This is a genomic window from Bordetella muralis (assembly GCF_965139205.1).
Classification (GTDB): Bacteria; Pseudomonadota; Gammaproteobacteria; order Burkholderiales; family Burkholderiaceae_B; genus Bordetella_A; species Bordetella_A muralis.
Genome location: NZ_CBCSIU010000001.1, coordinates 409630 through 422262 on the forward strand (window position 1 = coordinate 409630; position 12633 = coordinate 422262).

The window sequence follows — 12633 nt, forward strand, 5'->3', positions numbered from 1 at the left end:
TGCCTATTTCCTTTTCAGTTTTTGACTCGAATGTCCAAACCCTTGTAGAGCGCTGCGCCGTACAGACCGTGGGGCTTGATCCCCTCTACCCGATCATTCGATACGTTCCACAACTGCACATTGACCAATGGCGCCCACACCGCCTGTTCCGACAAACGCTTTTGCAGCGCCTTCGTAGCAGCCACTCGGGACTCGTCCGTGGTCGCGGCTGACGCCTGCGCCGCGAGTTCGTCCGTCTCTTTATCGTTCCAATTCATTCTGTTGGGGGTAGGCATCTGCGCGCTGCGGAAATAGAAATTGGCCCACTCGCTGACTGTGATGTACGGCAGGTTCATAATGAACGCATCAAACTCCTGCGTCGCCAGCTTGCCCCATACCGCCGTGTTGTCCCAGAGCTGAATCCGCATATCGATTCCGACCTTACGCAGGTTGGCCTGGATCGTTTCGGCCAGACGTGACGTCACATCATTGCGGCTTCCATATACCAGAAAAGATGCGCGCACGCCGTTCTTTTCTCGGATACCGTCGGCACCCGGTTTCCAGCCAGCTTCGTCCAGCATGGCCATGGCGGCCGCAGGATCGTAGGAAGGCAACAGGCCTTCTGAACCGGGGTCGTAATCTACGGCGTTCGGATTAGCCATCGTTCGCCTCGGATCGGCATACCCGAAATAGATCGCCTTCACAATCGTGTCCCGATCGATAGCGGCGTTAATTGCCCGGCGAACAGCCAGATCCTGCATCACCGGTTTGTTGACACGAAACCCCAGAAAATAATCATCAATGGCGGCGGTCTGATGGGACAACTGCATCCCCGGTACGCGCTTCATACTCTCTAAAGCGAAAGTCGGTACGTTCTGACTGGTGTCACCCTGGCGTGACTGAATCGCAGCCATCAGCGTGTTGGATTCCGGCACCACCTTCCAAATGATCTGGTCGACCTGAGGCGATGGGTTTTTATAGATGGAAGGCCCCCAGTTGTAATAGGGATTCTTGGTCAACACCAGTTGCTGGCGCGGTGTCCAACTCTGCCAACAATAGGGACCCGTGCCGTTAAAGCCTTGCGTACCGAAATTGGGCCCCAATTTCTCCACCGCGTTTTTGTCAACGATCGACGTGAACGGTAGTGCAAGCTGATACAAGGTATCGCTGAAAGGCGCGGACAGGATGTAGTCAATGGTATGGTCATCGACGACCACGACATCCTTGATCGGCCCGACCTTGTTTCTGATCGGTGACTTATTGGCGGGGTCGGCAAGACGTTTCAAACTGTAGGCAACGTCTTCGGCCTTCATTGGCCGACCATCGCAATATTTGACGTCCTGACGCAAGGTAAACCGATACCTCAAGCCGTCGTCGGAGATTTCCCATTTTTCGGCCAATCCGGGTTTCACGGTTTTCAGGTCGTAATCCATACTGACCAAGGTATCGCCCAGCATGAACATCACCTCGCCCATTCGGGTGGAAGTGGTGCGAATCGGGTCGTAGGTGTCTGCGTCCGCTACCCGTAACACAGTCAAGACCGAGGGCTGCTGCGCCATCGCGGGAAGCGCAGCGCCGGCCACCATCATGGTGCTCAATACAATAGATAAACGACTCGAACAATGCATTGCCAAACCCCTTGGTCTATAGTTCCTGGATAGAAGAAAACTAGCTGCGCAGCTTTGGATCGAGTACATCGCGCAGCGCGTCACCCAGCGTGTTAAAGGCGAGCACAACGATAAAAATGAGCAGACTGGGCAACACAGAGACATGCGGCGCAAAAAACAAAAAAGTCCGCCCTTCGGAAGCCATCGAGCCCAGCTCCGCACTCGGCGGCTGAGCGCCTAAGCCAATAAAAGAAAGCGCAGCGCCAAGCAAAATGACCTGGCCGAAGCGCAGCGTGACAAACACCATGATCGAGGACATACAGTTGGGCAACAGGTGATGCCGCCAAAGGTGGAGATCGCTCACACCCAGGGCTCTCGCACTTTCTATATATTCCTGCTGCAAGACGGTCAATGCCGCGCCACGTACAACGCGTGCCATCAAAGGCACGGAAGAGATGGACAAGGCCACCACAACTGCCCACAACCCAGGCTCCAGAATCGCGGCGATTGCAAGGCCGAACAGAATCGTTGGAAACGACAACAGAATATCCATCAAGCGCATCAACAGCCCGGAGACCGGCGGATAGTAAGCCGCTGTTAATCCAATCACCGCACCGGTGGTACAGCCCACGATCACGGCTGTCACGGCCATGAGCATGGTCGTCTGCAAGCCATAGACCAGGCGGGAAACCATGTCGCGACCTTGCGAATCCGTGCCTAGCCAACCCACTTCACCAGGCGGCTTGAGCGCATTGGCCATGTCACCGCTCCATGGCCCTTGAGGCGCGATCAAGGGCGCGAACACGGCCACGACAAAAATCAAGACAACCACTGTTAAAGAAATCGCGCCAGCGGGATCTCGCACCAGCAACCTGAATGTCGAGGGCGCGGCTGCAATGACCGGATCGACAGCATTGGTGACGGGCTGTGCATTACCACCAGGTGCGACGGAACTGACCGCAACGGCATCGCGCTTTACGAGTTTGAGGAAAGGGTTCATCTCGTCTCCTCAAGTACGCAGGCGCGGGTCGAGTGCGGTGTACAAAATATCGACCGTCAGATTGATGAAAATAAAACCTAGGGCCAGAATAATGATCGTGCCCTGAGCCATTGGAAAATCGCTGGAGAGAATCGCGCCTACGGCTAACCTGCCCACGCCCGGCCAACTGAAGATTGTCTCGGTGACAACCGCTCCGCCCAGCAAAAATCCGATCTGCAAGCCAAGCAAGGTCACCACTGGAATCAGAGCATTGCGCAGAGCGTGGCGCATCATCACGACATGGCCTGCCAAACCCTTGGCCCGCGCGGTGCGGACATGATCTGCGCCAAGCACATCAATCACCGCCGTTCGCGTCATGCGCGCGACCGGTCCGACGAATACCCCACCCAATGTCAACGCCGGAAGAATGATTGCCCTCACCCCCTCAAGCGTCCACAGTGGCCCGGCGCGCCCGGTAAACGGCAGCCACTGCAATTTGAAACCCACGCCCCACACCAACAAGAGGCCGACAAAGAAAACCGGCACGGATACGCCCGCGGTAGAGAATGCCATCACGAAACGATCGAACAATGTGCGTTGATAACGCGCGCCTAATGTGCCCAGCAAAATACCCAGGGGAATGGCCCATATCAGCGAGGCAAACATCAGCTCCAGCGTAGGCCCGATCGTATTGGTCAGCTCGTTGATGACAGGCACGTTATTGATGAGTGATACACCGAAATTACCCTGCAGGAGCTGCCAGACATAAATCGCAAATTGCACATACAGCGGCTTGTCCAAGCCCATTTCAATGCGAATGGCTTCGATCACGTCTTGTGTCGCATTAGGTCCCGCGCGCACGATCGCCGCATCTCCTGGACCGGCCTGCATCAACAAGAAGCCAATCAGCAAGACACCGAACATCACTGGGATGGCGAGTAAAAGGCGTAGCAATGTTTGCCTCAGCATAGATTTCCCATGAATGTGTGATCGATCAAATATGCGACTAGCCGCCACGTCTGCTCTGAATGTGTGATGCCCGTGTGACGGGCATCGACGCTCAGGTCAATACGTTGGCGGGGTAATAGCCCAGACCACCTCAGTGGGTATCAGGCCGGGGTTGCAGTAACGATGCGGTTCACTACTCAGGAACGAAAAGCTATCGCCTGGGTTCAATACGAAATGCTTACCTTGCACCCACAGTTCCAGAGTGCCGCGAATGACGACGCCGGCTTCCTCGCCGCGATGACTGTACGCCTCACCGCTGTCCGAACCTGGGTCTAGAACGCAAACCAGCAACTCGAGCTGGCCGGAAAGATTGGGAGAAAGAAGATAGTCCGCTATGCCGGATGCAAAGGACAGCCGCCTGCGGCATTCAGCTCGCACGACGATGCCGTCATCGGAGGGGTCTTCTGGCTTGCCTTCGGGGAAAAACCAACTGATCTGTACGCCGAGCGCCCGAGCAATTTCTTGCATTGCGCCGATGGTGGGCTTTGCCAAGCCACGTTCCAGTTGGCTGAGATAGCCAATCGACTTTCCGCACCGCTGCGCCAGCATTTGCAGCGAATAAGCTCTTGCTTTGCGCAGATTCTTGACTTCGTTGCCCAGCCACGCTGACGAGTCAGCATGGCTGTCCTGCTCTGGCTGTAGCGGGGCTGCGATCGGTACCACGGGTTGCTCCGTAAAGAGACCTGCACCACCTGGAAAACGGATCTGATTTTCACAATTCTGAAATTTTTGGCGGATTTTTTATATAAGGACTAACCCCAAAACGGAAAATAACTACTGTGGCCGCGTGAATATCGGTGTGTTTGTAAAGAAAACGATGCTTTTTTTCACGTTACATCAGGCGGGTATAGCAGCTTGGCATCCGGTCCCGCCTAGCCAGTCGTGCAACAATTGCCTCAGGCTCCCTTTCTACCGCGAGGCCCCCGCATGCCCCTGAGCGCCGAAGACCTGAACCTAATCTCACAACAGACGCTGCGCCATTACGAAGATCGCGCCGAAGAATTCCGCGCCGGTACGCTCGATCATGACGTCAGCCAAAACATCGCCGCACTGCTGGACAATATCCAGGGACCGCCACCGTATCGCATCCTGGATTTCGGTTGTGGCCCGGGACGGGACCTCCGCGTCTTCGCGGCGCGCGGCCATCATGCCATCGGGCTGGAAGGCGCAAGCCGGTTCGCAGAGATGGCGCGCGAGGCTTCAGGCTGCGAAGTATGGCATCAAGACTTTCTAGCGCTCAATCTGCCGACTGCCTCCTTCGACGGCATCTACGCCAATGCATCGCTGTTTCATGTGCCCAGCCAGGAGCTACCGCGCGTGCTCGCCGATCTACGTGCCGCGCTGAAAACGGGCGGCGTCCTGTTTGCTTCTAATCCCCGCGGCGCCAATGAGGAAGGCTGGAATCGCGGCCGCTACGGCGCATATCACGATATCGACAGGTGGCGCCGCTATATGGAAAACGCCGGCTTCACTGAAATCACGCACTACTACCGTCCCGCCGGTTTGCCCAGGGACCAACAACCATGGTTGGCCAGCGTGTGGCGCGCCACGCTTTCGGCCGAGAACGCGCCGTAAAGATCTGCTGCCAACGTTTTCAAATCAACCGGCAATCTAGCGACAGGATAGTCAGCACCAAAACGTATGCACCCTCATTCCTGCGGCGCGTCGCGCGATGAACGCTGGCGCGCCGGGCCGCCCGCAGCACTCAGGTTATAGGCTGTATTGACCAAACCGATATGCGAAAAACCCTGCGGGAAATTGCCAACCAGGCGCTTGCGCACCACGTCATACTCTTCGGCCAAAAGTCCCAGATCATTGCGCAACGACAACAGACGATCAAACAAGCGATGCGCGTCATCCAGCCGCCCCTGCATGATGTAGGCGTCGGCCAGCCAGAAGCTGCATACCAGGAACACGCCTTCGTCGCCTGGCAGGCCATCGTCGCTATGCTCGGTCGAATAGCGCAGCAGCAGTCCGTCGCGCAGCAACTCGCGCTCGATCGCCTGCACGGTGCCCGCCACGCGTGGGTCGTCTGCCGGTAGAAAGCCAACCTGCGGAATCAACAGCAAGCTGGCGTCCAGCGCCGTGCCGCCGTAATACTGCACGAAGGTATTGCGTCCCGCGTCGTAGCCATGCGTGCATATGTCCTCGCGGATCTCTGCGGCCAATGCACGCCAGCGGTCCACCGGGCCTTCCAGGCCGAAGCGTTCACAAGACTTCACGGTGCGATCCAATGCCACCCAGCACATCAGCCGCGAATGCGTGAATGCCCGCGGTGGCCCGCGTACTTCCCAGATGCCATGATCCGGCTGTCGCCATAGATCTTCGAGCGGCTTGAGCAAGACCTTCTGCATACGCCAGGCCTCGGCCAGAGGCGCCAGGTCGGCCACTCGCGCGGCATGCAGGGTCTCGATCAGTTCACCATACACATCCAACTGCATCTGACCTGCCGCGCCATTGCCCAGGCGCACGGGCGCACTGCCCTCATAGCCCGGCAGCCAGGGGATATCGTGCTCGGGCAACCAGCGCTCTCCCGCGATGCCATACATGATCTGCAGTTGGTTGGGATGGCCGGCGGCCGCACGCAGCAACCATTGCCGCCAGGCCTCGGCCTCCTCCCGATAACCGGCGTTCAGCAAGGCATACAGCGTCAGCGCCGAATCGCGCAGCCAGCAGTGTCGGTAATCCCAGTTGCGGCTGCCGCCCAGCTGTTCGGGCAACGAAGTCGTGGGTGCCGCCACGATGCCGCCGGTCGGCTGAAAAGTCAGCAGCTTCAGCGTGATCAGCGATCGCACCACCGCGTCACGCCGCGCGCCTGGACCGTTGTCCCAATGGCATCGCTTGGCCCATTCGTGCCACCACGCAATGGTGCGGTCCATACTTTCCATGCGATCAGGCACAAAATGCGGGGTCTTGTGCGAACGATGGTACGACAGGGTAAAAGGCACGGTCTCGCCTTCCCGAACCGTGAAGCAAGCCACGCTTTTCATGTCGCGGCCTTCCAGTGGCACGGGCGTGTGCAGCTCGACAGCATCGGGCCCGGCGATGGCGCTCAAGCCGTAATCGCGCCGTCGCACCCACGGAACCGCCTGCCCATAGTTAAAGCGCAGCGTCAATTCCATGTTCATGTCGACCTGGCCCGACTCGCCTTGCACAATGCGCACCACATCCACCCGTTCTTCTTCATCGCTCAACGGCATGAAGTCGTACACGTGCACGACACCGGAGGGCGTCTCATGGCGGGTTTCCAGCACGGCGGTATCAGGCAGATAGCGACGCGTGGCGGTACATCCCGATTGGCTGGGCGCCACCAGCCAGCGGCCATGGTTCTCATCACCCAGCAAGGCGGCAAAGCACGCCGGCGAATCGAAATGCGGCAAGCAGAGCCAATCGATGGAGCCATCGCGCGCCACCAACGCGGCGGACAGCATGTTGCCGATCAGGCCATAGTCCTCAATGGGCTTTGACATAGGATCACCCCGCACCGCGAAACGCAGGATACAACGTCATACCGCCATCGACGAACAGCGTGGAACCGGTGACGTAGTCGGAATCGTCGCTGGCCAACCAGGCGACGGCACGCGCCACGTCCTCCGGTTCGCCTATACGCCCGTACGGAATCAGTTTGAGCAGCGATGCCAGGCTTTCCGGTGTGTTCCAGGCGGGCGCGTTGATGGGCGTGCGTATCGCTCCGGGCGCTACAGAATTGACGCGAATCTTCATCGGAGCGAGCTCTTGCGCCAACGATTGCATCAACAGTGACACGCCTCCTTTGGACGCTGCATAGTTGGCCTGGAATGCCCAGGGAATGACCTCGTGGACCGAGCTGATGAAAATGATCTTGCCGACAGCTGCGTTGCTCGACGGCGAGGATTCGCGATTCAGAAAGGCCCTGGCCGCGGCGCGGGCACACAAGAATTGGCCGGTCAGGTTGATGTCGATGACTTTCTGCCATTGCGCCAGCGTCATGTCCTGAATGGCTGCCGGCTGTTCGATGCCGGCGTTGTTGACCAGGATGTCGATGCCTTGGTAATGATCCACAGCGACCTGGAACAGATGCTCGACGTCTTCTTCGCGGCTGATGTCGGCCGCAGCGGGGACGGCCTGGCCCCCCGCGCGGGCAATTTCCTGCACGACCTCGACACCCCGTCGCTCGGAGTCTTCGTTGGGACGGTGGTTGACGACTACGCGTGCTCCCGCTGCCGCCAATTCCAGGGCGATGCCACGCCCGATCCCTGAGTTGGCGCCGGTGACAATAGCCACGCGCCCGGACAGATCTACCGCATGCCGCATAGTGCTCTCCTTGCGGCGGGCGGTTTCGGTATTGCTGCCTCAGGAATCCACGGGCGCCGCTCTCGATAGCAAAGGGTCAGCTTAGTCCTTGATGGGGCATGGATTCAACCCCGCACCGGAAACAAGAAGTCTCTCAATCATTCTCACTCCCACAGCCAGTCCATCCTCGCCAGCCATAGCCCGCCCTACAGCTTCCGCACGTTCGATGACAGCAGGCTGTTCTACAAACGAAATAGCATCGCGCAGAACTAAAGTATCCAACCGACCAGGAGACACCGCAGGCGCCGCCACCGCCAGCCTATACAGCCGATCCGACCAAAAAGACTGATCCCCCGCAAACGGGATCACAATGGATGGCTTTCCTGCCCTCGCAGCCGAATGCGATGTCCCCGAACCGCCATGGTGAATCACAGCTGCCATTTTGGGGAACAGCCAGTCATGCGGCATGGCATCAATGCGCAGAACATTGTTCGGAAGAGGCATCGATCCGATGTCGCTCCACCCCGGCCAAACCACCGCACGGCGACCGTTCAATGCTTTGATGACAGCTTCAAGCATGCGTGGCAGGTCGATGCCAGTCATGCTGCCAAAGCCTACATAGATCGGCGCGGGACCGGCAGCGAGAAACTGCGTCAGCTCGGCCGGCGGGACAAAGTCGGTGCTAAGTGACGGCACCCATTGGCCGCACATGGCGGCGTTGTCCGGCCAGTCTTCAGGCTGTGGCAATAGCGTGGGTGAAATGCCGTACAGCATCGGATGTTCCGTCCAAAGCTTTGCCCTGGGCGGCAACCCAAGCACATCGGCTCTGGCACGGTTGAGTGCTTTCCTGAGGCCCAACCACAGCAACTGATTGGTCAGGACGAGGCTTGCCCGGTTCAATCGATTGGGAACCCACGCGGACGGCAAGAAAGGGGATGGAAATTCACTCGACGGCGTCAGCGGGATCATCCCGGCGCCAAGGGCAGGCACTGCCAGACGTTCCGCGACGGAGAGCCCAACAAAGCCAGCCAGTCCTGACACCACGATTGCATCGCAGCCCTGCGCGGCCTCGAACGTCTGTGCCATCCACGCTGCGGCGTTCGCATTCGTCAGCCCTACCAACGCCTTGGCTGTGCCTCGTGCGCCCGACTGACTCCACCGCGTAAACAGCGTTCGAATATCCCCGGCCAGAGGCACGGCCGGCACTGCAAGCCGCTGCGCCAATCCCAATGATCGCGCCTCTCCCAGCAAGGAAACCTCATGCCCGGCTTGGATCAGTGCGTGGCTCAACGCAATCAATGGGCGCGTATCCCCGTCGGTGCCATATGTCAGGACGACTATTTTCATGGACTTTCAACGCTAAAGTAAACGACGTATACTTTTAGCATATCATTTTTCACTCGCCACAACACCATCAAGCATGCCACGCAAGCTCATACGCCCCGACCGCCGCGCAGAGATCCCCGCGCATATCCAGCGTGTTGCTGAGCGACTGTTCCGATCGCATGGTTACGCGCATGTAACCATGGAACAGATCGCCGGCCAGGCAGCCGTATCCAAACGTACTTTGTACAAGTATTTTGCTGTAAAGGAGACGCTACTGGAACGTGTGCTGGAGGATGAATTGGCAACTGATCTGGCACAGCAGAACTTCCACATTGACGGCCAAGCCGGCTTCCGCAGTAGCGTCTTGGACTTGCTGCACGGATCTGCGCAGTGGTGCGAGCAGCACACGGATTACTTGCTGCCCTACATCCGGCACAAGTTCGCGACTTTCGATCCGAGCGCGGCGGCGCAGAAAGACACAGGCCTATTGCCGGTCTGGCAGATGTTGATCGCCACAGCGCAGGAACGAGGAGAGCTGCGTGCAGAGCGCTCGGCAGAGCAGCTAGGGACTTACTTCCACTACTTGTATCTCGGCGCCCTGATGCGCTGGCTCACAGAGCCCAGGCTTGATCTACGAAAGGAATTCGATATGGTGGTTGCTCTGTTTGTCGATGGAGCGGGATGAGCGTGTCCATAAAATGAATGCCTATTGACCGAGACATGCTACTCACCGATCGGTGTCGTTAACGCCTCGTCCAATCTTTCAAAGGAAGCAAACATGGCACAGAACATATACGACGACCCGCAGTTCTTCGATAAATACAGCCAGCTCCCCAGACAGGTCCACGGGCTGGAGGGTGCACCCGAATGGAGCGCTATCAAAGCGATGCTGCCACCGTTGCAGGGCAAGCGCGTCGTTGATCTCGGTTGCGGGTTTGGATGGGCGTCTCGATGGATGCGCGAGAACGGGGCTGCTTCGGTAATCGGATACGACCTATCGCAGAATATGATCAATCGCGCCCGCGTGGATACACGCGATGGCGCGATCGAATATCGTATTGCCGACCTCAATACACTCGAACTGCAGGCTCGCGGTTTCGACCTGATCTACAGCGCCCTCACCTTTCATTATGTCGAGGACTTTGATCGTCTCGTCGGTACAATGCATCAGGCCCTGGTGCCAGGCGGTGCGTTGGTATTCACCATTGAACACCCGATCTTCATGGCTGCGTCGCAGCCGGGCTGGATCGAGGATGGTCAAGGTCGCAAGACATGGCCGGTGAATGGTTATGCGATTGAAGGAGAACGTCGCACCAATTGGTTCGCTGATGGCGTCCTGAAATATCACCGGACACTTGGAACGACGCTGAATACGCTCATCCGGAATGGATTTCAGATCGATCAGGTTGAAGAATTCGCGCCGACTGTAGATCAGATCGAGCAGAACCCTGGGCTCGCTGAGGAACTAGAGCGTCCTATGATGCTATTGATTGCTGCGCATGTAGCTTAGCCGACTGGCGGGCTGCCGTAAGGACATCCACCCTGCGTCGTCGAGGAAGGCGTAACCAGCAAATATGACGTGACCTGCGCAAAGCCCTGATCGGCCTTCCAGCGACGAATGATCTCTAGATCTCGGATACTATGGAAAGCCTTTTCTATTTTCCATAATTCCCCATTTAGTTAACAATGCCAGATCCAGCCTCTGCCGAAATCCGCTCTCGCGATGCCGACCGCTCGCAACAGGTCATTCTGGATGCTGCGGTTGCCGAGTTCTCCAGCTACGGCCTGGCTGGGGCGCGCATGGATCGCATTGCGGAACGGGCCGGTGTCAACAAGCGCCTGATTTACTATTACTTCCAGAGCAAGGACGCCCTGTTCCTCGCGGTCCTGGAAAACACGTATGCGCGCATCCGCCAAGCGGAACAGGCGCTGCGTCTGCATGACATGCCGCCAGCCCAGGCCATCCGGCGCCTCACCGAATTCACCTGGAACTACTACATCGAGCATCCCGAGTTTCTCACGCTGCTCAACAGCGAGAACCTGCACGAGGGCCAACACCTCGCACGCTCCGCAAGAATCAGCGAGATGAACTCCCCCCTCATAGAGACGCTGGGGGAGATCCTGGAACGCGGCCGGCGCGAGAAACTATTTCGAGGCGGTATCGACGCGATGCAGCTCTACGTCTCGATCGCCGGCATGGCCTACTTTTATTTGTCGAATCACTACACGCTGTCAGCCGTATTCGGACGCGATCTGATGACGCCCAAGGCGCACCAGGAAAGGCTCTCTCACATCTGCGACGTCGTCCTCGGCTACGTACTCAGGAACTAGCAATCGCCCCGTTGACAAGAACGGACTGGGGCCTCTATTATTTTCTTAATTCACCAACTGGTGATTTAAGTTGCATCGGCACCTGACGCTGCTGCGACACCTAAAGCAGAAAAAGAGGAGACAGGTCATGCCTTTGCGCCGTCATTCGCTGCGCTTCATCTTTGCTTCGCTGCTGGGTTGCGTGGCCCTGCCTGCCATGGCCGCCGACTACCCATCCCGACCGATCCGCGTCATCGTGCCGTTCGCCGCTGGCAGCACCGTCGACATCATCGCCCGCGTCATCAGCGACAAAATGAGTGAAAACCTGGGCCAACCTTTTGTGATCGAGAACCGTGGCGGAGCAAGCGGGACGATTGGTCAGCAGGCCGTAGCGACCGCTGCGCCAGATGGCTACACACTATTGCTTCACTCTTCTTCGCACACGGTCAGCCCTTCGACCTTTGCAAAGCTGCCCTTCGATACGAAGACTGATTTTGCGGGCATCACGCCGCTCGCCTCGCTACCCAACGTGCTCGTCGTGTCTCCTGAGAAAGGCTACAAGACCGTAGCGAACCTGCTAGCAGCCGCTCGCGCGAATCCCGGCAAGCTGAATTTCGCCTCCGCCGGTCAAGGCAGCGCCACGCATCTGAATGCCGAAAAATTCAAAGACGCCGCCAACATCGATGCCGTGAACATCCCGTTCAAGGGATCATCCGAAGCTGTGAGCGAAGTGCTGGCTGGACGCGTCGATTACTACTTCTCGCCCATCGCTCCGGTCATCGGCCAGATCAAGGAGGGACGCCTGCAGCCGCTGGCTGTCGGCTCCGCCGAACGCGCAGCGGTGCTGCCCGATGTGCCCACTGTTGTCGAGGCTGGCGTACCTGGGGCCCAATTCAATTTCTGGATCGGCATGCTGGCGCCCGCCAAAACACCGCGTCCCATCATCAATCAATTGCACACCGCAGCGACCAAGGCGCTCGAATCGGATGCCGTCAAGGCTCGTTTTCTGGAGCTCGGCGCCCAGGCGTGGACGCTGTCGCCCGAGCAGTTCGATCAGTACATCGAAAAGGAAATCGGCACCAACGCCGACATCGTCCAGGCGGCCGGCATCTCGGCGCAGTAAACGGGCCACACGCCCATCTCTACGACTCG

General features: G+C 58.2%; 12 protein-coding genes. 5 read left to right on the forward strand and 7 right to left on the reverse strand.

Features of this window, described 5'->3' with window-relative positions:
- Positions 1-14: 14 nt before the first annotated feature.
- The 4 genes from ACNA0I_RS01920 to ACNA0I_RS01935 all read right to left on the reverse strand — a co-directional run bounded on the left by ACNA0I_RS01920 (position 15) and on the right by ACNA0I_RS01935 (position 4236).
- On the reverse strand, positions 15-1607 hold the full coding sequence (locus tag ACNA0I_RS01920; RefSeq protein ID WP_415804363.1) for an ABC transporter substrate-binding protein: 1593 nt from the start codon (positions 1605-1607) through the stop codon (positions 15-17).
- 40 nt (positions 1608-1647) lie between these two features.
- A complete protein-coding gene (locus ACNA0I_RS01925; RefSeq protein WP_415804364.1) occupies positions 1648-2586 on the reverse strand; it encodes an ABC transporter permease in 939 nt (312 codons plus the stop codon).
- A gap of 9 nt (positions 2587-2595) precedes the next feature.
- A complete protein-coding gene (locus ACNA0I_RS01930; protein ID WP_415804365.1) occupies positions 2596-3534 on the reverse strand; it encodes an ABC transporter permease in 939 nt (312 codons plus the stop codon).
- A gap of 96 nt (positions 3535-3630) precedes the next feature.
- Positions 3631-4236, reverse strand: coding sequence for a cupin domain-containing protein (locus ACNA0I_RS01935; protein WP_415804366.1), 606 nt, complete (start codon positions 4234-4236; stop codon positions 3631-3633).
- 264 nt (positions 4237-4500) lie between these two features.
- Here ACNA0I_RS01935 and ACNA0I_RS01940 point away from each other — a divergent pair, with 264 nt between their 5' ends.
- Entirely contained in the window at positions 4501-5148 is a 648-nt protein-coding gene (locus tag ACNA0I_RS01940) for a class I SAM-dependent DNA methyltransferase (RefSeq protein ID WP_415804367.1), read from the forward strand.
- A gap of 74 nt (positions 5149-5222) precedes the next feature.
- Here ACNA0I_RS01940 and ACNA0I_RS01945 read toward each other — a convergent pair whose 3' ends face one another.
- From ACNA0I_RS01945 to ACNA0I_RS01955, 3 genes are all read right to left on the reverse strand, one after another.
- Positions 5223-7043 carry a glycoside hydrolase family 15 protein gene (locus ACNA0I_RS01945; protein ID WP_415804368.1) on the reverse strand — a complete coding sequence of 607 codons (1821 nt, stop codon included), beginning with the start codon at positions 7041-7043 and terminating at the stop codon, positions 5223-5225.
- A gap of 4 nt (positions 7044-7047) precedes the next feature.
- A complete protein-coding gene (locus ACNA0I_RS01950) occupies positions 7048-7866 on the reverse strand; it encodes a glucose 1-dehydrogenase (RefSeq protein WP_415804369.1) in 819 nt (272 codons plus the stop codon).
- 81 nt (positions 7867-7947) lie between these two features.
- The gene (locus ACNA0I_RS01955) at positions 7948-9192 is read right to left on the reverse strand and encodes a glycosyltransferase (RefSeq protein ID WP_415804370.1); all 1245 of its coding nucleotides are present in this window, start codon (positions 9190-9192) and stop codon (positions 7948-7950) included.
- A gap of 73 nt (positions 9193-9265) precedes the next feature.
- Between ACNA0I_RS01955 and ACNA0I_RS01960 the strand changes: the two genes are divergently transcribed.
- The 4 genes from ACNA0I_RS01960 to ACNA0I_RS01975 all read left to right on the forward strand — a co-directional run bounded on the left by ACNA0I_RS01960 (position 9266) and on the right by ACNA0I_RS01975 (position 12604).
- Positions 9266-9856, forward strand: a complete 591-nt coding sequence (locus tag ACNA0I_RS01960; RefSeq protein ID WP_415804371.1) for a TetR/AcrR family transcriptional regulator — start codon at positions 9266-9268, stop codon at positions 9854-9856.
- Between the two features lie 93 nt (positions 9857-9949).
- Entirely contained in the window at positions 9950-10681 is a 732-nt protein-coding gene (locus tag ACNA0I_RS01965) for a class I SAM-dependent methyltransferase (RefSeq protein ID WP_415804372.1), read from the forward strand.
- A gap of 176 nt (positions 10682-10857) precedes the next feature.
- Positions 10858-11502: a TetR family transcriptional regulator gene (locus ACNA0I_RS01970; RefSeq protein WP_415804373.1), complete on the forward strand. Its 645-nt coding sequence runs from the start codon at positions 10858-10860 to the stop codon at positions 11500-11502.
- A gap of 127 nt (positions 11503-11629) precedes the next feature.
- Positions 11630-12604: a tripartite tricarboxylate transporter substrate binding protein gene (locus ACNA0I_RS01975; protein WP_415804374.1), complete on the forward strand. Its 975-nt coding sequence runs from the start codon at positions 11630-11632 to the stop codon at positions 12602-12604.
- Positions 12605-12633: the final 29 nt, after the last annotated feature.

What these genes read in the sequence shown, in the direction of transcription:
- ACNA0I_RS01920 (WP_415804363.1), bottom strand. Translation starts at nt 1,607, where the DNA reads ATGCATTGTTCGAGTCGTTTATCTATTGTATTGAGCACCATGATGGTG.
- ACNA0I_RS01925 (WP_415804364.1), bottom strand. Translation starts at nt 2,586, where the DNA reads ATGAACCCTTTCCTCAAACTCGTAAAGCGCGATGCCGTTGCGGTCAGT.
- ACNA0I_RS01930 (WP_415804365.1), bottom strand. Translation starts at nt 3,534, where the DNA reads ATGCTGAGGCAAACATTGCTACGCCTTTTACTCGCCATCCCAGTGATG.
- ACNA0I_RS01940 (WP_415804367.1), top strand. Translation starts at nt 4,501, where the DNA reads ATGCCCCTGAGCGCCGAAGACCTGAACCTAATCTCACAACAGACGCTG.
- ACNA0I_RS01945 (WP_415804368.1), bottom strand. Translation starts at nt 7,043, where the DNA reads ATGTCAAAGCCCATTGAGGACTATGGCCTGATCGGCAACATGCTGTCC.
- ACNA0I_RS01950 (WP_415804369.1), bottom strand. Translation starts at nt 7,866, where the DNA reads ATGCGGCATGCGGTAGATCTGTCCGGGCGCGTGGCTATTGTCACCGGC.
- ACNA0I_RS01955 (WP_415804370.1), bottom strand. Translation starts at nt 9,192, where the DNA reads ATGAAAATAGTCGTCCTGACATATGGCACCGACGGGGATACGCGCCCA.
- ACNA0I_RS01960 (WP_415804371.1), top strand. Translation starts at nt 9,266, where the DNA reads ATGCCACGCAAGCTCATACGCCCCGACCGCCGCGCAGAGATCCCCGCG.
- ACNA0I_RS01965 (WP_415804372.1), top strand. Translation starts at nt 9,950, where the DNA reads ATGGCACAGAACATATACGACGACCCGCAGTTCTTCGATAAATACAGC.
- ACNA0I_RS01970 (WP_415804373.1), top strand. Translation starts at nt 10,858, where the DNA reads ATGCCAGATCCAGCCTCTGCCGAAATCCGCTCTCGCGATGCCGACCGC.
- ACNA0I_RS01975 (WP_415804374.1), top strand. Translation starts at nt 11,630, where the DNA reads ATGCCTTTGCGCCGTCATTCGCTGCGCTTCATCTTTGCTTCGCTGCTG.